This is a genomic window from Ruegeria sp. CG4 (genome assembly GCF_056537185.1).
In genome coordinates this window covers 212,793-234,791 of record NZ_JBQFRB010000001.1, presented here as the reverse complement: position 1 = coordinate 234,791, position 21,999 = coordinate 212,793, and the positions used below count along the sequence as shown (strand labels likewise).

Sequence of the window (21,999 nt, the reverse complement as noted above, 5' to 3'; positions counted from 1 at the left end):
CCGCTAAAGCCTGCCCGATCGCCCAGGCGGAGTTTGGCACAATTTCCTTACCATTCAAAGCGCTACAGGCAGCAAGTTCGCCACCCGGTCAGACGCGCCCCTTCCGCGTTGAAAGCAAGAGGTTGGTTTCGGACCGCGTGATCCCTTCCATCCGCCGGATCTGAAACAGAACCTCGTCCAGTTCCGCCAGCGTTTCGGCCCCGATCTCGGCAATCAGGTCCCAGCTGCCATTGGTCGTATGAACCGCTCTTACCTGTCGCATGGCGGCGATCCTTGCCATGGTCCGCTCGGTTCCCCGGCCTTCGATTTCCAGCATCATCAGTCCCCGAACCGGGCTTTGCGCAACATCGCGCCGCGTCAGAACGGTAAAGCCGACGATCTCTCCGGACTGTTTCAGGCGATGCAGTCGACTGCGGACGGTTGTTCGCGTCACGCCCAGAATCTGCGCCAGTTCCGACAGCGAGGCGCGCGCATCCCGGTGCAATGCGTTCAGCAGCTTGCTATCCAAATCGTCCATCGTCGCTTACCAGTTTGTGTATCGGGGTTTCTTTTTGAGCACTTTGCTATCTTCCGGGATGCCGTGTTGAAAGGTTAGACAAACACATGGCTAATGAAAACATAATACTTGTCGGCGCCCCAATGGACGCCGGAAAACGTCGGCAGGGATGCCGCATGGGTCCTGATGCCTATCGCGTCGCGGGTTTGCAGAAGGCCCTGTTGGATCTGGGCCACAACGTGTCGGACCTCGGTGATGTCCGCCCGGACGACGTCGCAACCGCCGAGCATCCTCACCTGTTCGCCTTGCCCGAATGTGTCGGTTGGACCCAGGCGCTGGGCCGTGCGGCGCAAGAAAGCGCCCGCCAAGGTTTGCCCATCTTCATGGGGGGTGATCACGCGCTTTCGATGGGTACGGTCGCAGGAATGGCAACCCACGCGCACAGCATCGGACAGCCCCTCTTTGTTCTGTGGCTGGATGCCCATAGCGACTTTCACACGCCCGACAGCACCGGCAGCGGCAATTTGCACGGCACCCCGGTCGCCTATTTCACCGGTCGCCAGGGGTTTGACGCTTTTCCGCCACTCACGGCACCTGTGCCCACCAACCGTGTCGGCATGATCGGCCTGCGCTCGGTCGATCCGGCGGAACGGGCCGCGCTGGAACAGGACCGCGCCATGCTGGCCGATATGCGCAGCATTGACGAAAATGGCATCAAAGCACCGCTGATGGCCTTTCTAGACCGCGTCCGCGCAGAAAACGGTATCCTGCACGTCTCGCTGGACGTCGACTTTCTTGACCCCGCCATCGCACCTGCCGTGGGCACCACCGTTCCCGGCGGCGCGACCGAACGGGAAGCGCATCTGGTGATGGAACTACTGCATGAAAGCGGCCTCGTCCGCTCACTGGATCTGGTGGAGTTGAACCCGTTTCTGGATGAACGCGGCCGAACCGCAAAACTTATGGTCGATCTGGCCGCCTCGTTACTCGGTCGCCGCATCTTCGATCGTCCAACCCGGAGTTTCTGATGCAGTCGCTTCAAGCCCCTTCGGCCGTCGTGATGATCCGGCCGCATGCATTTGCCTCGAACCCGGAAACGCACGGGGACAATGCGTTCCAGACACTTGCCAGCCGTTCGGCGACCGCAACCTCATCTGCGGCGCGCGATGAACATGATCAGGCAGTCGCGCAACTGCGGGCCGCAGGTGTCAGGGTTCACGTCTTTGACGATCACGGAGAACTGGACACACCCGACAGTGTGTTCCCGAACAACTGGTTTTCGACCCATCCCGGTGGGCATGTCGCGATCTATCCGATGTACGTTCCCTCAAGGCGGCGCGAACGCCGTTCCGACGTCATCGAGATGCTGAAACAGGAATACCGGGTTCAGGACGTGATCGACTATTCCGGACTGGAACAGGACAAGCTGGCGCTGGAAGGCACCGGCGCGATGGTCCTGGATCACATTGGTCGGGTTGCTTACACGGTAAAATCAAACCGCGCAGACCCCGTTCTGCTCGAACGGTTCTGCACTCACTTCAACTATGAGCCTATCGTTTTCGAAGCGAAAGATGCCCAAGGGCGCGATGTCTATCACACCAACGTTCTGATGGGTATCGGCACCGAATACGCGCTGATCTGCCTGGACATGATCACCGACCCCGAGCGACGCGCGACAGTCAAAGCCAGGCTGGAGGAAACCGGTCGTGCAGTCATCGACCTGACCCACGATCAGATCGCGGAATTCGCGGGCAACGCCATTGAGCTGGCTGGCCAAGACGGTCTGGTCCTGGCTTTGTCCAGCCGGGCGCTGGAAGCGCTGACGCCCGAACAGATTTCCATAATCGAAGCCAGTGCAAAACCACTGCCGCTTTCGGTTCCCACAATTGAAACAGCGGGTGGATCCGTGCGCTGCATGATCGCAGGCATTCACCTGTCCCGCCGATAGGAGACCCCGATGCAACCTTCTGACAAGGCGCTTGTGCCCTTTGTTTCCGTCGACAACATGATGCGCCTCGTCCATCATATCGGCCTTGAAAAGATGATCACGCAGATTGCCGCGCAGATCGAATCTGATTTCAAGCGATGGGAAAGCTTCGACAAAACGCCCCGAATCCCCGCCCATTCCCCCCATGGCGTGATTGAATTGATGCCAACTTCGGATGGTGAGGCATACGGTTTCAAGTATGTGAACGGGCATCCAAAAAACACGTCCGAGGGTCTGCAGACCGTGACCGCGTTCGGGTTGCTGGCGGATGTCTACACGGGCTATCCCACCCTCTTGACTGAAATGACCATGCTGACGGCCCTGAGAACGGCAGCAACCTCTGCCTTGGTCGGCAGCTATCTGGCACCGAAATCCGCAACGACGATGGCCATGATCGGCAATGGCGCTCAATCCGAGTTCCAGTGCCTGGCGTTTAAGGCAATGTGCGGCATCGACACTGTGCGGCTGTATGACACCGACGCGAATGCAACGGCCAAATGCGCGGCAAACCTGCAAGGCAAGGGTCTGACTGTTGTTTCCTGCAAAACGGCAGAAGACGCCATCGAAGGCGCTCAGATCATCACGACGTGCACAGCCGACAAGAAATACGCCACGATTCTGACGGACAACATGGTCGGTCCCGGCGTTCACATAAACGCAATCGGCGGTGATTGCCCGGGCAAGACCGAGTTGCACAAGGACATCCTGCTGCGTTCGGAGATATTTGTTGAATACCCCGAACAAACGCGGGTCGAAGGCGAAGTTCAGGCCCTGGACTCAGACCACCCCGTGACTGAAATCTGGCAGGTGATGACAGGCCAGGCCAAGGGGCGCACGGATGAACGGGCGATTACACTTTTCGACAGTGTCGGTTTTGCGATCGAGGATTTTTCCGCCCTTCGTTACATCAAACGCGCCATCGAAGGGACAGACTTCTTCGAGCCTCTGGACATGCTGGCAGACCCCGACGATCCACGTGACCTCTATGGCATGTTGATGCGCGCCGAAACCTGAAACCAGCTGGGAATTTCAATGGTCAAGGGGGCTCTGCCCCCGCCGCCCTTCGGGCGACTCCCCCGGGATATTTTTGGCCAGATGAACAAGGGATCCGCTCTCCGACCATTGGTCCGGAGAGCTTCACCTGGCGCGGTCATCGGCATCCCTGCCTGTACCGCCAATCCCGTATCCGACAATTTGATTAAAGATCCGTTACTTCATCTGGCCAAAAATATCCCGGAGCGCGAGGCAGAGCCTCGCAAAAACCCAGGTCAACCAGCCAGGGACGGCAGATAGAGTACGATACCCGGAAAGGCCACAAGCAGAGCGATGGTTAAGGCGTCGGCCACAAAAAACGGTGTCACGCCTTTGAAGACATCCTGAACACTGAGATCAGGACGCACCCCCGCCACAACAAAGCAATTCAGCCCGATTGGCGGCGTGATCAGGCAAAATTCGGCCATTTTGACCACCAGAATTCCAAACCAGATCGCACACATCGGGCCGGACATTCCAAAAGCACTCTCGGCAGCGCTGACAGCTTCGCCGCCGTTCAGTGCCATTACCGCAGGGTATACAACAGGCAATGTCAACAACAGCATGCCGATCGCGTCCATGAACATGCCAAGCACGGCATAGGCCAACAGGATGCAGATCAGGATCAGCATGGGCGACAATTCAAGCGACGTGATCCAGTCGGAGAACGCTCCGGGTAGATCGGCGAAACCCAGAAAACGGACGTAGATCAGAACGCCCCAGATGATCGAAAAAATCATCGCCGTCAGCTTGGCGGTTTCCAGCAGCGCCGACTTCAATTCACCCCAGCGCATGCCGTGATAAAGGGCAAAGCAGAACACGATAAAGGCTCCGATTGCCCCACCCTCGGTCGGCGTGCCCCAGGCTTTTTCGCCAAATGGGTTGTAGACAAAACAGATAATGATCAGGATCACCGCGACGATTGGCATTGCCCCGGGCAGCGATGCGAAACGCTGCTTCCAGGTAAAGCCTGTTACCGGCGGGCCGACTGATTTGAACACAACGGCGATACCGACAATCAGGCCCCCATAGATGACCGCTGAGAACGCGCCGGGAATAAACCCGGCCAGCAAAAGCTTGCCAACGTCCTGTTCAACGATGATCGCATAGATCACAAGGATGGCGGACGGTGGGATCAAGGAAGCCAATGTCCCGCCGGCGGCGACAACGCCTGCTGCAAATCGCTTGTTGTACCCGACCTCCAGCATCTCGGGGATTGCGACCCGGGCGAATACGGCAGACGTGGCGACAGACGCGCCCGAAACGGCGGCAAAGCCTGCGGTGGCAAACACGGTCGACACCGCCAAGCCACCCGGAACCCAGGCAATCCAGCGTTTTGCCGCCTCGAACAAGGCGCGGGTCAGCCCGGCATAGTAGGCCAGATAGCCGATGAGTATGAATGTCGGGATCAGGCTGAGCGTGTGCGAGGCCACCTTGGAATGCGGCACCTGTCCGGCCGTTTTCACTGCCACCGTTAGCGCCTTGCCAAAGCGGTCGGGGTCATATCCGAACTTGGCCCAGAAAATCCATACCAGCCCAACAAGCCCTGCCAGCCCCGCCGCAAAGGCGACGCGCATTCCTGTGACCACCAAAAACAGAAGGCCGCCTGTGACCCACAATCCGATTTCAATCGTGTCCATGAGTCAGCCTTGTCCTTCGAACTGATCGGCCTCGGCAGCTGCTTGTGCGGCCGCGTCCTGGATAAGAGGCACAGCGACCGGGTGATCCAGCCCCAGAACAAACGCGCGCCCATATCCCCAGATCTGCAAAACTAGACGCAGGCACAGAACGGAGAACGCCACCGGAGCCAACAGTTTGGCCGGCCACAGAGGGATACCAATGTCGATGGAACTGTCCCTGCTCCACATCGGCGCGGCAAAATCGAACGACCGCTCGAAATGGGACCAGCTGCCCCAGACAAGGGCCATCATCAGGACGAGGATCAAGACGACGGAAATCATCTCGAAGAACCAAAGCGCCCGGCCGCGAAGACGCGCGATGACGATGTCCATGCGAATATGCCCGCCATCTCGCTGCACGTAGGAAACGCCCAGGAATGCGATCAGTGGCATCGCCTGTTCAATCCAGTCGACATAGCCCGGCAATGGCGCGTTAAGCGCATTCCGGCCGCTCACCGACACAACGGCAAGAACCATCAGTGAGAAAACCGCCAGACCGCTGATCAGGGCCAGCAGTCTTTCTGCCCGAAGAAGATGCTGGTCCAGACGGCTGAGACGGCTGCCATCCTCCAGCACGGTGGCCTGTCCCGCCATCCTGCTTTTTCCTTGTGGTTGAAGAGAACCGGACGCCCGGTGGCATCCGGTTCATAACATCAGTTTCCGCCGCGTTGCTGCTGCAGTGTCGACTGAACAAGATCGTACAGGTCCTGCGCAGGCAGACCCTGGTCGGTCATGTCGGCAATCCACTGTTCGCGGATCGGATCGGCCGCCTTGGCGCGGAACTCCTGAAGGACGGCATCGTCAATCATAACTTTCTGAACGCCTTTTTCCTCAAGAACACCGTCCCACTTTTCTAGCAGGGCCCCGTAATTGGCCAGATAATGATCGATCGCCTCGTCAATCGAACTGTCCAGTGCTTCGCGATGTTCTGCCGGAAGCGCCTCATAGGCGTCGATGTTCACCACGACCGGGCAGTTTACGGTGCCAGGGTTCAGGTTGGCCGTCCACCAGTCGGCTTCGTTGATGGTGCCGAAGGACAGGTGGGCGTGCTGGGCAAATGCCACAGTATCGACAACGCCGGATTCCATCGCGTTGAACGCTTCGGTGGCGGGCACTGATGTTGGCACGCCCCCTACGGCTTCAAACGCTTTGCCCAACCCACCGGTCGCGCGCACGCGCATACCATCAAAAGCGGCAAGAGTGTCGCGCGGCTCGCCCGTGCCGACAAGGTTATACTGCGGCATGGGCGACGTCATGATGATCCGGGCGTTCCACTGTGCCATTTCTTCTTTGACGGCCGGGTGGTCATAAACCGCGTGGCTGACCGCCACTTCCTCGTCCAGATTGTTCACGCCCAGAAACGGAAGTTCGAGAACGGTGATCGCCCGGTTCTTGTCCCTATGGTAGCCCGCACAGAACTGCGCCATTTCAAATGCGCCGATCTCGATCCCATCCAGGTTTTCCCTGGGTTTTGACAAACCGCCATAGCTGACGTTGATTGTGAACTCGCCGCCGGTCTTTTCGGCAACCAGTTCGGACAGCTTTTCAACATGCTCTGTAAATGCGCGGCGCTTGCCCCAGACCGAGGCGTTCCATTCGGTCGCAACGGCTTCGCCTGCAAAGGCCACGCCAATGGCCGCGACGGCGGCGGCGCTTAACATCCTGTTCATAGTGATCTCTCCCTGTGATGCGCCCCTTGGTCAGAGCGCTTGGACATAAAGCTAGCGCCAACATCCGGATGTGCCAACCCCGCAGACGCTGATGAGTTGCCGCCTTCAGGGCGCGACCTGCCGGTACAATCGAAAGAAGAATTGGGAATCCAAAAGGCATCCGGGAAATTTCGGAAAACTGCAGTTCGAAAACAGTTACACGGTAGGCATTGTTATTTTTACATTTTTTTTATCTTTTTCATATTTTTTTACATTTTTTAACCAGATAGCGAAATTTGTTTACAAACAAATCGTGGAACTACGGCAATTTATTTATTTGTTTTCAGAACCCCGTATATTCGCAATCGGGAGGAAACGGGTCGACATTGCCTGTTTGACGGGCAAAATCGGTTCATCAATATCCAGTCCTAGAGGGAGGAGCCTCAGTATGACAACCGCTGCCCAGGCAGATGCCAAAACATATCCGCCATCCGCAGAAATCGTGTCCCGTGCGCATATCGATGCTGACAAATACGCGGCAATGTATGAAGCCTCTGTCAGTGATCCTGATGTCTTCTGGGATGAACAGGGCAAGCGCGTCGACTGGATCAAGCCTTATACTCAGGTCAAGGATGTGGACTACAGCTTGGGCTCGGTGAAGATCAACTGGTATGCCGATGGCACGCTGAATGTTTCGGCAAACTGTCTGGACCGTCACCTGGCGACACGCGGCGATCAAACCGCGATCATTTGGGAGCCGGATGATCCAAACGACGCAGCGCAGCACATCACCTATGCCGAGTTGCACCGCCGCACCTGCTGGATGGCCAACATTCTGGAATCAATGGGCGTGCGCAAGGGCGACCGGGTCGTGATCTATCTGCCGATGATCCCCGAAGCCGCCTATGCCATGCTGGCCTGCGCCCGGATTGGGGCGATCCATTCGATTGTTTTCGCAGGTTTTTCCCCGGACGCCCTGGCAGCGCGGGTCAATGGCTGCGACGCCAAGGTCCTGATCACTGCCGACGAAGCCCCGCGCGGTGGCCGCAAGACGCCACTGAAATCGAATGCCGATGCGGCTTTGCTGCACTGCAAGGACACCGTGAAATGTCTGGTGGTCAAGCGGACCGGTGGCCAAACCACATGGGTGGACGGACGTGACCACGACTACAACGAAATGGCGCTTGAAGCGGATGACTACTGCGCGCCCGCCGAGATGAGCGCGGAAGACCCGCTGTTCATCCTTTATACCTCTGGCTCAACCGGTCAGCCCAAAGGCGTGGTGCATACCACCGGCGGCTATCTGGTCTATGCAGCCATGACGCATGAGATCACTTTCGATTATCACGATGGTGACGTGTACTGGTGCACTGCAGACGTGGGTTGGGTCACGGGCCACAGCTATATCGTCTACGGCCCACTGGCCAACGGAGCGACCACGCTGATGTTCGAGGGTGTGCCGACATTTCCGGACGCCTCGCGGTTCTGGCAGGTCTGCGAAAAGCACAAGGTGAACCAGTTCTACACCGCGCCGACCGCAATCCGTGCCCTGATGGGACAAGGCAATGAATTCGTCGACAAATGTGACCTGAGCGACCTGCGCGTTCTGGGCACAGTGGGCGAGCCCATCAACCCCGAAGCCTGGAACTGGTACAACGAAGTTGTCGGCAAAGGGAAATGCCCTATCGTTGATACCTGGTGGCAGACCGAAACCGGCGGCCACTTGATGACCCCCCTGCCCGGCGCACACGCGATGAAACCCGGCTCGGCCATGAAACCGTTCTTCGGCATTGTGCCGGTGGTTCTGGACCCGCAATCCGGTGTTGAGATTGAGGGCAATGGGGTCGAAGGCGTTCTGTGCATCAAGGACAGCTGGCCGGGCCAGATGCGCACCGTCTGGGGCGATCATGAGCGGTTCGAAAAGACCTATTTCTCGGACTACAAGGGCTATTACTTCACCGGTGACGGCTGCCGCCGTGATGAGGATGGCGATTACTGGATCACTGGTCGCGTTGACGATGTGATCAACGTATCCGGGCACCGTATGGGCACGGCCGAGGTGGAAAGCGCACTGGTTGCGCATGCCGCCGTCGCCGAAGCCGCCGTTGTGGGCTACCCCCATGAGATCAAGGGGCAAGGCATCTATTGCTACGTCACCCTGATGAATGATCGTGAGCCCAGCGACGAACTGCTGAAAGAACTGCGCACCTGGGTCCGGACCGAAATTGGCCCGATCGCCAGCCCGGATGTGATCCAGTGGGCGCCTGGCCTGCCCAAGACACGCTCGGGCAAGATCATGCGCCGTATCCTGCGCAAGATTGCCGAAAACGACTTTGGCAGCTTGGGTGATACTTCGACACTGGCTGATCCGTCGGTCGTCGAAGACCTGATCAAAAACCGTGCGAACAAGTGAGGATGTGATGGACGCTGCCACGATCACCACACCCGCCGTTCTGATCCTTCTCGGCCCTCCGGGCGCCGGGAAGGGCACACAGGCCCGCATGCTTGAAGAAAAGTTCGGGCTGGTTCAACTGAGCACCGGCGATCTGCTTCGGGCCGCCGTTGCTGCCGGAACCGAGGCAGGCAAGGCCGCGAAGGCCGTGATGGAAGCCGGCGATCTTGTCAGTGACGAGATCGTCATAGCCATCCTGCGCGACCGGATGGCGGAACCGGATTGCGCCAAGGGTGTCATTCTGGACGGATTCCCGCGGACTACGGTTCAGGCCGAAGCGTTGGATGGACTGTTGGCCGAAAACAGTCAGAAGATCAGCGCTGCGATCAGCCTTGAGGTGGAGGATGCCGAGATGATCACCCGCATCTCGGGCCGCTATACCTGTGCTGGCTGCGGTGAGGGGTACCACGATCAGTTCAAGAAACCGGCGGTCGAAGGAAAATGTGACAAATGCGGTCACACGGAGTTCAAGCGCCGCGCCGATGATAATGCGGTAACCGTTGCGTCCCGGCTGGAAGCCTACCATGCACAGACCGCTCCGCTGATCGACTACTACGAAAGTCATGAGGTTTTGAAACGGACCAACGCCATGGGCCGGATCGAAGACATCGCCAGTGATCTGGAACAGATCGTCGGCGACGCGATGAGTTAAGGGGATAAGTGAAGCCCAATTTGGGGCTCTGATCCAACAAAAGAATACTTCAACGGACCCGCCTTGGCGGACCGGAGGAGTTTTGCCAAACGCCACCCGGCGTTCGGCGCATTCGAGAGGCGGCCCAACGCACTGGAGGAGTTGGGCAAGGGGCCGCTCAACGACGAAGCGAAGGAGGAACCCGCGATGGCGGATCAATCTACAAACTCCGCGCAGGCTGCCGAGGCCGATAAGGGCTATTGGCAGGCCAACCTGCGCCTCATCTACATCAGCCTCGTGATCTGGGCGCTGGTGTCTTTCGGATTCGGCATTCTGCTGCGTCCGCTGCTGTCGGGTATCGCTGTTGGCGGCACCGACCTGGGCTTTTGGTTCGCTCAGCAGGGATCGATTCTGGTCTTTCTGGTGCTGATCTTCAACTACGCCTGGCGCATGAACAAGCTGGACGCCGAATACGGCGTGGATGAGGAGTAACCCCCATGGACCAGTTTACCATCAACCTGCTGTTTGTCGGCGCGTCGTTCGCACTGTACATCGGCATCGCGATCTGGGCCCGTGCGGGATCCACATCCGAATTCTACGCCGCCGGTCGCGGCGTTCACCCGGTCACCAACGGTATGGCGACAGCGGCGGACTGGATGTCCGCGGCCTCGTTCATCTCGATGGCGGGTCTGATTGCCTTTACCGGCTATGACAACTCGACCTTCCTGATGGGTTGGACCGGTGGCTACGTGCTGCTGGCACTGCTGCTTGCACCTTACCTGCGTAAGTTCGGCAAGTTCACCGTATCGGAATTCATCGGGGACCGCTTCTACAGCCAGACCGCCCGTATCGTTGCGGTGATCTGTCTGATCGTGGCTTCGGTGACCTATGTTATCGGCCAGATGACCGGCGTTGGCGTGGCCTTCGGCCGCTTCCTAGAAGTGTCGAACACATCCGGTCTGCTGATCGGTGCCTGTGTCGTGTTTGCCTACGCAGTTTTCGGTGGGATGAAAGGTGTGACCTACACTCAGGTCGCTCAGTACTGCGTGCTGATCACCGCCTACACGATCCCGGCGATCTTCATCTCGCTGCAGCTGACCGGCACTCCGATCCCGGCGCTGGGACTGTTCGGCGACACCGCAGGCGGAGAGCCTCTGCTGAGCAAGCTGGACGCGATCGTGACCGAGTTGGGCTTCAACGAATATACCGCCCACCACTCGAACACGCTGAACATGGTACTGTTTACACTGTCGCTGATGATCGGCACCGCAGGTCTGCCGCACGTGATCATGCGCTTCTTCACCGTGCCGAAAGTGTCTGACGCCCGCTGGTCGGCTGGCTGGACGCTGGTCTTCATCGCTCTGCTGTACCTGACTGCCCCTGCGGTTGGCGCAATGGCGCGACTGAACATCACCGACATGATGTGGCCCAACGGTGGCATCGAAGGTGGCGCTGTTTCGGTTGAAGACATCGACACCGATCCACGTTACGATTGGATGCAGACATGGCAGAAAACCGGTCTGCTGGACTGGGAAGACAAGAACGGCGACGGCAAAATCCAGTACTACAATGACGCGAATGCCGACATGCAGGCCATTGCGGAAGAAAAAGGCTGGGTTGGTAACGAACTGACCAAGTTCAACCGCGACATCCTGGTTCTGGCCAACCCCGAAATCGCCAACCTGCCGGGTTGGGTGATCGGTCTGGTCGCGGCCGGTGGTCTTGCGGCTGCCCTGTCGACCGCTGCGGGTCTGCTGCTGGCGATCTCGTCGGCGGTGTCCCACGACCTTGTCAAAGGTGCGATCAACCCGCAGATCTCTGAAAAAGGAGAACTGCTGGCGGCTCGTATCGCCATGGCCGTGGCCATCGTCGTTGCAACCTACCTGGGTCTGAACCCGCCGGGCTTTGCGGCGCAAACCGTGGCGCTTGCCTTCGGTCTGGCGGCGGCCTCGATCTTCCCGGCACTGATGATGGGGATCTTCTCGACCCGCATCAACAACACTGGCGCAGTTGCTGGTATGCTGGCAGGTCTGACCGTGACCTTGGTCTACATCTTCCTGCACAAGGGCTGGCTGTTCATTCCGGACACCAACTCGTTCACCGATGCTGACCCGCTTCTGGGTCCGATCAAGTCGACTTCGTTCGGTGCCATTGGTGCAATGATCAACTTCGGCGTTGCCTACGTCGTCGCCGGTATTACCAAAGAGACTCCGCCGGAGATCGTCGAATTGGTCGAAAGCGTGCGCATTCCCCGTGGTGCGGGCGCAGCTCAGAACAAGTGAGCCTGATGTGGTCGGTACCCTCCATGGCTGACCACATCTTTCGATCCACTGTACCCGCCCGGCATTCCACCGGGCGGGGCTTTTCATTCAGAAGCCAAGGACGACCCTATGCCTCTGTCCCATGATGAGATCACCCGGTTTCTGAAATCCGTCCACCCCTATGACGCCCTGCCCTCGGATACGCTGAACGCCGTTGCCCGGCAGATCGAGGTTCACGAGGTCGAAGCGAATAGCCCGGTTTACGAGTTGGGCGGCCCCCTGCCCGGTGTTTTCGTAATCTACGAAGGACAGGTCGAAATCACGGATGAAAACGGCGCGGTCGTATCCCACCTTGGTCTACGTAACTCCTTCGGCGAGCGGGGGCTGCTGAAAGACGGCAAGGCAGCAACGCATGCGCGCGCGGACACGCCGTCTGTTCTGATTCTGCTGCCGCCCGCCCTGGTGCGCCAACTGATCGACGATCATGATGTGGTCTCGAGGTTTTTCAACCGAACCCGGGGCAACCGCTCCACTCCGCAAAGTCTGGCAACCACCGCCATTGACGTTTTGATGGCACGCGATCCTGCGACTTGCCCACCTTCCACCCCGGTTCAAAAGGCAGCGCAGTTGATGCGAGAAAGGCATATCTCGTCGCTTTGCGTATCCGAAGGCGGGACCCTTCTGGGCATTGCCACGCTGAGGGACATTGCAAGCAAGTTCGTGGCAGACGGAATGCCCGCAGCAACGCCGGTTTCGTCGATCATGACGGTAAATCCGGTCACACTTTCGCCTTCGGACATAGGATCAGACGTTCTGCATGTCATGATGGAGCGCGGCATCGGCCACATCCCCATTTCCGAAGGCGGACGTCTTGTCGGCATCGTCACGCAAACAGACCTGACCCATTATCAGGCCGTCAATTCCGCCGAACTCGTGCGTCGGATCGCCCGCGCCCAATCCGCCGAGGAGATGGCGCTGGTAACGGCTGAAATCCCTCAGTTGCTGGTGCAGTTGGTGGCCGGAGGGAACCGGCACGAGATCGTGACCCGTCTGATCACCGACATTGCCGATACTGCCACCCGGCGCTTGCTGGTATTGGCCGAAGACAAATTTGGACCACCGCCAGTTCCCTATTTGTGGCTGGCGTGCGGTTCGCAAGGGCGGCAGGAACAGACAGGTGTTTCGGATCAGGACAACTGCCTGATGCTGGACGATAAGGTGACGGACGCCCAGATGCCCTATTTTGCTGATCTGGCCAAATTTGTTTCGGACGGGCTGGACACCTGCGGGTATTTCTATTGCCCCGGCGACATGATGGCCACCAACCCGCGCTGGTGTCAGCCGGTCCGCGTCTGGCGCGACTATTTCAAGGGCTGGATCGCCAAACCCAACCCCGAGGCACAGATGTTGGCCTCGGTTATGTTCGACCTGCGCCCCATCGGCGGCGCGTTCGAGCTGTTCTCGGATCTTCAGGCAGATACGCTCGGCGCGGCCAGCGCAAATTCAATCTTTGTCGCCCACATGATTTCCAACTCGCTCAAGCACACGCCACCATTGGGCCTGCTCCGCGGCTTTGCGACGATCCGTTCGGGCGAGCATCGAAACACGCTGGATCTGAAACATAACGGCGTCGTGCCTGTGGTGGATCTGGCCCGGATTTACAGTCTGCAGGGGCAATTCACCGAAGCCAACACACGTGCACGCCTGAAAGCCGCCGAGGCCGGCGGCGTGCTGAGCCCCGCTGGCGCGCGGGATCTGCTGGACGCCTACGATCTGATTGCCGAAACCCGGCTTGAACATCAGGTTCGGCAGATCAAGGCTGCGAAAGATCCCGACAATTACCTGCCCCCGTCGGATTTGTCCGACTTTGAGCGAAGTCATCTGCGCGATGCCTTTGTCGTGGTAAAAACGATGCAGTCGGCGGTAGGCCACGGCAAGGGCATGTTGGGTTAAGTGTAGTTTGACGAGTACGATGGGATCGCTTTCGGCGACCGTATTTGGAACAAGAAGAAGAGGCGAGACGCGCCTGAGTCAGAAAGGTTAGCCATGTTTCTTGAATTGATCGGTACGGTTTTTGCAGGTTTTGCTTTTGCAGGCATCGCAATGCTGTTGAACAAGCTTTCCGGTGGCCGTCTGCCCCGCTGGACCGCGCCGGTTGCCGCCGGTGCCGGGATGATCGGAGTGACCATCGCCAGCGAATATTCGTGGTATGGGCGCCAGCTTGAAACCTTGCCTGAAGGAATGGAGATCGTGCAGGAGGTCGAAAGCCGCGCCTTCTATCGACCTTGGACCTATGCCGTGCCCTTCGTGGATCGTTTTGCCGCGATCGATACCGTATCGGTACGCACCAACGCGCAGGTTCCCGAGCAACGCCTGGTGGATTTATACTTCTTCGGTCGCTGGGCCCCGGTTTCGAAACTGCCCGTTGCAGTCAATTGCGCCGAAAACAGCCGCGCCAACCTGGCAGACGGTGCAGAATTCGCCGATGACGGACGGCTGCTGAATGCCACCTGGATCGCGGCGGGTTCCGGAGACCCGGTCATAGAAGCCACCTGCGAGGTCTGATCATGCTGACCCGGCTGAGCCTGCGCCTGAGAGTATTCCTGTTCTTCTGTCTGCTGGCACTTGGCGGATTGACCGTCTGCATTGCAGCCCTGTGGGTCGGATACGCACGAACGGGCAACCCGGACCTGGCCAATGCGTTTGTTTTTGCCGGTATTCTTATCGCCTTTGGCCTTTTGGCGCTAAGTGTCGGCGTCTGGCTGTTGTTTGACGACAATGTCGCGAAACCGATCGAGCGCTTGTCGGCTGAACTGCGCGCCCGTGCGCATGCCGGTGTCAGCAGCGACCTTGACCTTCAGGCCGCGCGGTATTTGGGGGATTTGGCCCCGGCAGCGGCAGGGCTTGCGGATCGGCTCACTGACAAGACCCTTGATATCGCCGAAGCCGTCGCTGCGGAAACTGCTCATCTCGCGGCTGAAAAGCGGAAGCTTACGGCGCTGTTGACGGAAATTCCGGTGGCAATGCTGCTGGCTGGTCCGACCCATAAAATCGTTCTCTACGACGCGCAGGCCGCCGAGGTTTTGGCCCAGATTTCCCATCCTAGGCTGAACGCCTCTCTTTTCGAGTATCTGCAGCCGAACCCGCTGACAGCGGCGTATGAGAAGATGTGCAAGACCGGGCTCGAGGTCGCATGTACGCTGACCAGCATTGATGGCAACCAAAGCTATGCCGCGCGTATGAAACCCCTGGGCCATGCGCCCGGCTATATGCTGATCTTCGACGACAGCGCCGCCAATATCCCGCCCGAGGCCGCCCGCCCGCTGGTTTACAATTTCGATCTGCTGGACGGAGCCACCGATGTAGAATTCGAACATCGCGCCCTGACCGACCTGTGTTTCGTGGTGTTCGATACCGAGACCACGGGCCTGCTGCCGCACAAGGATGAAGTTGTGCAGATCGGCGCAGTCCGGGTGGTCAAGGGCCGGATCGTCGAAGGTGAGCATCTGGATTTGCTGGTCAACCCCGGAATTCCGATCCCTCCGGCTTCGACCAAGGTGCACAAGGTCAGCGACCACATGGTCCAGGGGGCACCGGACATAGCTCAGGCTGGGCGCGTTTTTCATCAGTTTGCTCATGATGCGGTCATTGTGGCCCACAACGCCCCGTTCGATATGGCGTTTATGCGCCGGCATGAGAAACGCATGGGTGTGGAATGGAACCACCTGATTTTGGACACGGTCCTGCTGTCGGCTGTGCTGTTCGGTGCCAGCGACACACACACCCTGGATGCACTATGCGAGCGTCTGGACATCACAATCCCGGAGGCGCTGCGCCATACGGCATTGGGCGACGCCGTCGCGACGGCCGAGGCTCTGGTCAAGATGCTGCCCATGCTTCGGGCACGCGGGATGGTGACATTTGGCGATGTTCTGGTCGAGACACGCAAACATGGGCGGTTGCTCGAAGATCTGAACTGACGCGTAAATATTCACGCCATTTTCACCTTTCCATGGACAAACCCGACCGCTCATGGCACCTGATGCGCGTCTGAAACACGAGCGCGCAATGACGGATAGAACCTTCACCCCTGGCCCGGATCACAGCAACGCCTTTCGACAGGCGTTGGGCTGTTTCGGCACAGGTGTGACGGTCATCACGACCAACACGGCCGCAGGGCCGCGCGCGATTACCGTGAATTCCTTTTCCTCGGTGTCGCTGGATCCCCCGCTGGTTCTGTGGTGCCTTGCCAAGGATTCCAACCGCTTTGACGCCTTCAGCGCATGCACGGACTATTCGATCCACGTCATGGCGCAGGAGCAGCAGAATCAGGCTTTGAAGTTTGCCCGAAACGGCTTTGATTTCTCGCATGCAGACTGGCGCGCGGATCCTGCCGGTCGCCCTCAACTGGACGGCTGCCTGGCGCGGTTTGATTGCCATCTGCATGACCGGCACGAAGCGGGCGATCACCTGATCTTGGTGGGTCGCGTCGAAACCGCGATGTACCGGACAGGTCAGGGTCTGATTTTCAAACGCGGTCAGTTCGGTGGTTTTGTCGATACGATCTGAACGCTATTCGTCCAGAGACCCATGAACGGCAAGCGCCTCAAGTTCAGCATCTTGGGGAACGATGACGCGAAACGCTTCATGAACACCTGAATCGGTCAACTCGCGTGCAACGGTCAGCAGCGTGTTGGGCGCGTGCTCTTCACACAGGCCGGACATATGGTCAATTTCGGCCTGTGCAACGCCCAGGGCTGCATTGATTGACGGGGCTCCGTAGAAACGGACGAAATGATCCGCGAGGCTCTGCGCGATCTGTTCAAGTTCGGATGGTTCGACCTTGGTAACGGCGACGAATGTCACCCGTCCGAATGTCTCAAGCCCCAGCCAGCCATTGGCAAAGGCCTGCCGCGCCTTGCCAGCCAGATCGGCCGATCCCCAGTTCGAAAACTCGAACCCGCCCGAAATACACCATTCACCGGTGCGCGCGGGCGACTGAAAGACATTCATGTCACTTTCGTCAAAGTGAATGGCACGGGCCAATTTCATCAGGATGCCTCCAGCAATTCAGTCAGTGGGCGCAGTTGGGTGTCCGAACCCTTGCGGATCAGCATACCGAACCTTTCATCCGTGCCAAGGAAGACGCCCTGTTCTTCAATCGGCTCACCCACGCCGCGCAGAAGTCCCATCCATTCTGCGTGCAACGGGCCGTTGCCGTCCTCTTGCCAGCGATTGAGCCATGTCAGCATGTGACGCGACCAGCTTTCGACCAACTGCACCGGGCCGACTTCGGCACAGCCTTCGTCATACAGCGCGGTGACATCAGGGTTTTCCCCGGGTGCATCGCTTGTCTGCAACAAGGCCAGTTCCCACCCGATGACCAACCAGTCAGGGACTTCTTCCAAACTAGAGGCGGAAGCAGCGGCCCGAAACTGCCCACACCGAGCACCGTTCACGCAGACCAAACCGTCCCAGCCCAGATGTACGGCAACCTCGGGCGGGGCCAGCGCGCCCAAAGCGTTCTGAAAACCCACCGCGCACAACGGAAGCATTGCCATTGCGTCCTGCAGCGGCACCTCGGGCGCGAAGACAATCGCAACCCGCAGACGGTCTGCCTGAATATTGTAAACGACCGCGCCCGCGTCACAGCCCAGCGCAGCCATGGCCTGCGCGCGGTCAAACGGGTCTTCCCCGCCCTGAACCGGATGTCCGGTCAGCAATGGGGGGAAGACCGGCTCAATCATGCCTGGCCCTTGGCGATCATGTCGCGGGCGATCTTGCGGAACGCCTCGGCCTGCGGACTGTCTGGCTTGCTGACCACGATCGGCGCACCGCCATCGGCTGCGACGCGAATGTCCAAATGCAGCGGAATTTCCCCCAGCAGCGGAACGCCCAGCGCCGCGGCTTCGGAGGCCACTCCGCCGTGTCCGAATACATGCTCCTCATGTCCGCAATTCGAGCAGATATGGGTCGACATGTTCTCGATCATCCCCACGATGGGCGTTTTGAGCTGATTGAACATGTCGATGCCTTTGCGGGCGTCGATCAGCGCCACGTCCTGCGGAGTTGACACGACAATGGCACCGTCCACCCGGAACTTCTGGCTCAGCGTCAGTTGCACGTCGCCTGTGCCGGGCGGCAGATCGACGATCAGCACATCCAGTGCACCCCATTGCACCTGGTTCATCATCTGCTGCAGCGCGCCCATCAGCATTGGACCACGCCACACAACCGCCTGCCCTTCGTTGGTCATCAGGCCCATCGACATCATGGTGACACCGTGATTGCGCAGCGGCAGAATCGTTTTTCCGTCAGGGCTTGCCGGTCGTCCGGAAACCCCCAGCATACGCGGCTGCGATGGCCCGTAAACATCCGCATCCAACAGTCCAACCCGGCGACCTTCGGCGGCCAGTGCGCAGGCCAGATTGGCGGAAACCGTCGATTTACCGACCCCGCCCTTGCCGGATGCCACGGCGATGATCCGGTCAACACCCGCAACCGGCTGTGGCCCCGTTTGCGAAGGCTTGGGTTTCGGCTTCAGATCCGGCGGCGCCTTTTCGGAATGCGCGGTCATCATCGCGGATACTTTTTCAACACCCTCGACCATCTTTGCGGCCTGTTCAGCGGCGGCACGCACCGGCTCCATCCGCTCGGCCTGTTTCGGGTCGATCTCCAGCACGAAACGAACGGTTTCACCTTCGACATTCAGGGCGCGTACCACACCTGCACTGACGATGTCCTGACCCGAAACCGGGTCGGTGATCTTTTTCAGATTCGCCAGAACCGCGTCACGAACACTCATGCATCTGTTTCCTTGTTCCGCCCCATAGTGTGGGTATCGCCTGTCATTGCATGTGTCTCCGTCTTTTTCAGTTTATTTGACGCTATCCGCCTGTCGCCGCTAGGCTTGGGGAATGCGTGCCATCCTTTTGTGCCTGAGCCTGTCGCTGTCTGCCACCCCTTCGTTATCGCAAGAGGCGCTTGGGCTTGCGGCTCCGGATCAGGTGAGGGACTCGGGTCTACTGCAACATATTCTTCCGCGCTTTTCCCTCAAGACCGGAATCCGGGTTATCGCCGATGAAAACGGGATAATGTCTGTGGCGGCCTCCCCGCCGGGTAAGCCCGTCTTTGCCCGGGATGGCGTCACCTACCATCTTCGTATTCAGGATGACCCCCGCCAGGTCCGGTTTGAGGACTGGATGCTGTCGGACATTGGAAAGCGCACGATCGAAAGCTTTGTGCCGGATCAGGGCCCTCCTTTCGATACGCAGTTTGACACCGTTGAAACTGCAGAAGAAACGGCAACGAACGCGAACACTGAAATCGGGCGCGAGCTGTCGTTTACCCATTGCGGAAGGTGTCATGTTATTGGTCCGCGCAACCGCATGAACGGTCTGGGCTCGACCCCGTCCTTTGCTGTTCTGCGCGCCATGCCAGACTGGTCGGAGCGGTTCGAAGCCTTCTTTGCGCTGAACCCGCACCCTTCGTTCACCCAGATCGCAGGGCTGACACCGCCGTTCGATCCGACCCGGCCCTCGCCTATTCACCCGGTCGAAATCACGCTGAAGGACTTGGAGGCCATCCTCGCCTTCGTATCGAACATCCGCGCGGCCGATCTGGGCGCGCCACTGCAGCATCAGTGATCCTTTCGCTTCGAGAAGTAGTCCTCGGTGGTGACAACACGCGGCCTTGGGCTGGATTGAAAAGGATTGTCCTGATGCAGAAACTGCGCATTTACACGGCAATTATCGCACATCTGGATCATCCGCGCTTGTTCGGATGAGGCAAACATCGGATGGCTTCCCGACAGTTTGTCCATAATACGCTCGACCGTGGACTTCACACCGAACAACGCCCCACACTCGACGCAGGCAAAGGGTTCTTCCTCGTTCAACACTTGCTGAGACAGGGCTTTGTCACTCAGGTCCATCTGCGGGACCAGGGCAATCGCTTTTTCGGGGCAGATCGTCCGACACAGGCCACATTGCAAACACGCGTCCTGCTGGAAATTCAGTTGCGGCATATCCGGGTTGTCGACCAATGCGCCGGACGGGCACAGCGACACGCAGCTCAAACACAGCGTGCAGGCATCCGTATCAACAGCAATTGCCCCATATGGCGCGCCCTGTGGCAAAGTGATCGGCTCATCGGCACCAGGGTTCAGCGCCTGCGCTGCCAGTCGCGCGACCTGCCGACGATTTCCCAAGGGGAGGACCGGATCGGTCAAAGCCTGCGGGACATGCTGATCGTAAAGACGGTCAGACAGTGAATCCGGGTCAGTTTCATCAATCACACCAAGACACTCGGGATCGGCAATGGCCTGCGCCAGCATCAGTTCCTTGTCCAGCGCGTCCTTTTCGGTCGTTGGCGAAAGCAGGACATCGACTCGTGCAAAACCGTGGGCCAGACCGGCCAGCATTTCCGCATGACCAAAGCCCGAGATCACGTTCAGTTCCAGCGGGATCACATCCGCAGGCAAGCCCCGACCGAACCGGGCAGCAAGCCGGATCATCTCGGCCCCATGGGCATCGTGAACCAGCAAACGCGGAGCGATGCCTCCGGCCCTTCGGTAGGTGCGCGCCAAGACATGCATCCGGGACAGCAAAGCGGCCAGAGGCGGATCCTCGTAGGTGATCGCCGTCGACGGGCAAACCGATGAACATTCGCCGCATCCGGCGCAGATCATCGGATCTATTGCGACGTGTTCTCCGGCCGGAGTAATTGCACCCGTCGGACAAATGCCCAGACAATTCGTGCAAGCCACCTGTTCCGCCCGGGAATGGGCGCAAAGGGTTTCATCGAGACGAACATAGAGCGGCTTTTCGAACGTTCCAACCAATTGCGCCGCATCAAACGCCACCCTTTCGACGGCCAGCGCATCGCGCGGATCGGCGCGCAGGTAGCCTTCGCGCTTGGCCGGGGCCTGAACAAATGGGGTGCCGCCGGTCAGGTCGATCACAATGTCGCAGACCGATCGCGCGCCATCCTTTGCGTCGGTCCAACCGAACGCGCCCCGCCCGCCGGGTTTCAACTGCCTCAACCTGTCCAGCTTCAGCGAGAACGCACCAAGCGCCCCATTCAGCGTGCGCAATTCCCCATGCACGACGTCAAACGATCTGGAGACCGGTACAGCGTCATCGGTGGCCAACACCGTGATCGCCAAAGTATCTGACAAGCGCCCGGCCAGCGCAAAAGCGGCCTCGCCCGGTCCAATGACAAAGCAGGTACCCTCGCTAACGACATCGACGCTGGGAGTGATCGGTTCCGGCAGCAGTGCTTCGGCGGCCAGCGCGGCCATCTTGGGTGCCGCATCCTGCCCCTGTTCGGACCATCCTGCGCGGTCGCGCAGATCGACAAAGCCGGGCGTTTCAACACCCAGATCGTCGGCAAGGTCACGAAACACGTCCTGCTCCTGCCCGCAGGCTATGATTGTCGTATCCTCGCCTTTCAGCGCAGAGGCGGCGGCTTCCAGTTCCCGCGTGCACAGCGCGCTGTGAATTTTGGAACACGACACATCGCAGGCCGAGGCCACCTTGTCCGCATCCAGCGACTGGGTTCCCGCGCAATCGCAAAGCAGCATCTTTATGGCCATGTCCATCCCCATCGCTTTCCCACCTTCAGCACATTAAGCCGTATGCGCAGTGAGGCAATGTCCACGGCACCAAAGAAGGGTTTATTCGCCGGATCGACCCCGCATAACCCTCGCCCGGACACCAAAATTCATTACCAATTGGTTAAAAAATAAACTTGTGGTGATCAATTGTCATGTTTCGCTCCAATAAGATGCTTGGCGAAAAGCCGTTTTGTGT

General features: G+C 59.0%; 20 protein-coding genes. 12 read left to right on the top strand and 8 right to left on the bottom strand.

The annotated features are described in order from the left end of the window. Positions 1-88: 88 nt before the first annotated feature. A complete protein-coding gene (locus ACR0J2_RS01170; RefSeq protein WP_170676737.1) occupies positions 89-517 on the bottom strand; it encodes an Lrp/AsnC family transcriptional regulator in 429 nt (142 codons plus the stop codon). Between the two features lie 86 nt (positions 518-603). Between ACR0J2_RS01170 and rocF the strand changes: the two genes are divergently transcribed. Genes rocF through ACR0J2_RS01155 form a run of 3 tightly spaced genes read left to right on the top strand, consistent with a single transcriptional unit; the run spans position 604 to position 3,497 of the window. Next, a complete protein-coding gene (gene rocF, locus ACR0J2_RS01165; RefSeq protein WP_480526021.1) occupies positions 604-1,524 on the top strand; it encodes an arginase in 921 nt (306 codons plus the stop codon). Next, a complete protein-coding gene (gene ctlX, locus ACR0J2_RS01160) occupies positions 1,524-2,444 on the top strand; it encodes a citrulline utilization hydrolase CtlX (RefSeq protein WP_170806199.1) in 921 nt (306 codons plus the stop codon). Before rocF ends, ctlX begins: the two co-directional genes overlap by 1 nt. Before the next feature lie 9 nt (positions 2,445-2,453). Further along, the gene (locus ACR0J2_RS01155) at positions 2,454-3,497 is read left to right on the top strand and encodes an ornithine cyclodeaminase (protein ID WP_480811443.1); all 1,044 of its coding nucleotides are present in this window, start codon (positions 2,454-2,456) and stop codon (positions 3,495-3,497) included. Positions 3,498-3,751: 254 nt separating this feature from the next. On the opposite strand, the gene ACR0J2_RS01150 is transcribed toward ACR0J2_RS01155, so the two are convergent. From ACR0J2_RS01150 to ACR0J2_RS01140, 3 genes are read right to left on the bottom strand one after another with little or no spacing between them, the layout of a single operon-like run. Beyond that, complete coding sequence (locus ACR0J2_RS01150; RefSeq protein ID WP_480811442.1) at positions 3,752-5,155, bottom strand: TRAP transporter large permease; 1,404 nt, start codon at positions 5,153-5,155, stop codon at positions 3,752-3,754. Positions 5,156-5,158: 3 nt separating this feature from the next. Next, the gene (locus tag ACR0J2_RS01145; RefSeq protein WP_170806196.1) at positions 5,159-5,788 is read right to left on the bottom strand and encodes a TRAP transporter small permease subunit; all 630 of its coding nucleotides are present in this window, start codon (positions 5,786-5,788) and stop codon (positions 5,159-5,161) included. A gap of 59 nt (positions 5,789-5,847) precedes the next feature. After that, a complete protein-coding gene (locus ACR0J2_RS01140; protein ID WP_170616225.1) occupies positions 5,848-6,864 on the bottom strand; it encodes a C4-dicarboxylate TRAP transporter substrate-binding protein in 1,017 nt (338 codons plus the stop codon). A 427-nt stretch (positions 6,865-7,291) separates the two neighbouring features. Between ACR0J2_RS01140 and acs the strand changes: the two genes are divergently transcribed. The 8 genes from acs to ACR0J2_RS01100 all read left to right on the top strand — a co-directional run bounded on the left by acs (position 7,292) and on the right by ACR0J2_RS01100 (position 16,756). After that, positions 7,292-9,256, top strand: a complete 1,965-nt coding sequence (gene acs / locus ACR0J2_RS01135; RefSeq protein ID WP_480811441.1) for an acetate--CoA ligase — start codon at positions 7,292-7,294, stop codon at positions 9,254-9,256. A 7-nt stretch (positions 9,257-9,263) separates the two neighbouring features. Then, on the top strand, positions 9,264-9,947 hold the full coding sequence (locus ACR0J2_RS01130; protein WP_170806195.1) for an adenylate kinase: 684 nt from the start codon (positions 9,264-9,266) through the stop codon (positions 9,945-9,947). A 186-nt stretch (positions 9,948-10,133) separates the two neighbouring features. Continuing rightward, on the top strand, positions 10,134-10,418 hold the full coding sequence (locus tag ACR0J2_RS01125) for a DUF4212 domain-containing protein (protein WP_170348424.1): 285 nt from the start codon (positions 10,134-10,136) through the stop codon (positions 10,416-10,418). 5 nt (positions 10,419-10,423) lie between these two features. Then, positions 10,424-12,208 (top strand): sodium:solute symporter family protein, encoded by a 1,785-nt coding sequence (locus ACR0J2_RS01120; protein ID WP_480811440.1) that lies wholly within the window; start codon positions 10,424-10,426, stop codon positions 12,206-12,208. A gap of 108 nt (positions 12,209-12,316) precedes the next feature. Beyond that, a complete protein-coding gene (locus tag ACR0J2_RS01115; protein WP_480811439.1) occupies positions 12,317-14,140 on the top strand; it encodes a DUF294 nucleotidyltransferase-like domain-containing protein in 1,824 nt (607 codons plus the stop codon). Between the two features lie 93 nt (positions 14,141-14,233). Beyond that, on the top strand, positions 14,234-14,752 hold the full coding sequence (locus ACR0J2_RS01110; RefSeq protein WP_170616212.1) for a hypothetical protein: 519 nt from the start codon (positions 14,234-14,236) through the stop codon (positions 14,750-14,752). Positions 14,753-14,754: 2 nt separating this feature from the next. Continuing rightward, the gene (locus ACR0J2_RS01105; RefSeq protein ID WP_170676717.1) at positions 14,755-16,167 is read left to right on the top strand and encodes an exonuclease domain-containing protein; all 1,413 of its coding nucleotides are present in this window, start codon (positions 14,755-14,757) and stop codon (positions 16,165-16,167) included. An 88-nt stretch (positions 16,168-16,255) separates the two neighbouring features. Then, positions 16,256-16,756 carry a flavin reductase family protein gene (locus ACR0J2_RS01100; protein ID WP_480811438.1) on the top strand — a complete coding sequence of 167 codons (501 nt, stop codon included), beginning with the start codon at positions 16,256-16,258 and terminating at the stop codon, positions 16,754-16,756. A 3-nt stretch (positions 16,757-16,759) separates the two neighbouring features. Here the strand turns inward: ACR0J2_RS01100 and ACR0J2_RS01095 are convergent, their stop codons facing one another. Genes ACR0J2_RS01095 through ACR0J2_RS01085 form a run of 3 tightly spaced genes read right to left on the bottom strand, consistent with a single transcriptional unit; the run spans position 16,760 to position 18,992 of the window. Beyond that, positions 16,760-17,239 carry a DUF6505 family protein gene (locus ACR0J2_RS01095; protein ID WP_480811437.1) on the bottom strand — a complete coding sequence of 160 codons (480 nt, stop codon included), beginning with the start codon at positions 17,237-17,239 and terminating at the stop codon, positions 16,760-16,762. Continuing rightward, positions 17,239-17,934, bottom strand: coding sequence for a biotin/lipoate--protein ligase family protein (locus ACR0J2_RS01090; RefSeq protein WP_480811436.1), 696 nt, complete (start codon positions 17,932-17,934; stop codon positions 17,239-17,241). The genes ACR0J2_RS01095 and ACR0J2_RS01090 overlap by 1 nt, the downstream gene beginning before the upstream one ends. Beyond that, positions 17,931-18,992, bottom strand: a complete 1,062-nt coding sequence (locus ACR0J2_RS01085) for an Mrp/NBP35 family ATP-binding protein (RefSeq protein ID WP_321253432.1) — start codon at positions 18,990-18,992, stop codon at positions 17,931-17,933. The genes ACR0J2_RS01090 and ACR0J2_RS01085 overlap by 4 nt, the downstream gene beginning before the upstream one ends. A gap of 112 nt (positions 18,993-19,104) precedes the next feature. Between ACR0J2_RS01085 and ACR0J2_RS01080 the strand changes: the two genes are divergently transcribed. Beyond that, complete coding sequence (locus ACR0J2_RS01080; protein WP_480811435.1) at positions 19,105-19,833, top strand: hypothetical protein; 729 nt, start codon at positions 19,105-19,107, stop codon at positions 19,831-19,833. Here the strand turns inward: ACR0J2_RS01080 and ACR0J2_RS01075 are convergent. Next, positions 19,827-21,782 carry a 4Fe-4S binding protein gene (locus tag ACR0J2_RS01075; RefSeq protein WP_480811434.1) on the bottom strand — a complete coding sequence of 652 codons (1,956 nt, stop codon included), beginning with the start codon at positions 21,780-21,782 and terminating at the stop codon, positions 19,827-19,829. The genes ACR0J2_RS01080 and ACR0J2_RS01075 overlap by 7 nt on opposite strands. Between the last annotated feature and the right edge of the window lie 217 nt (positions 21,783-21,999).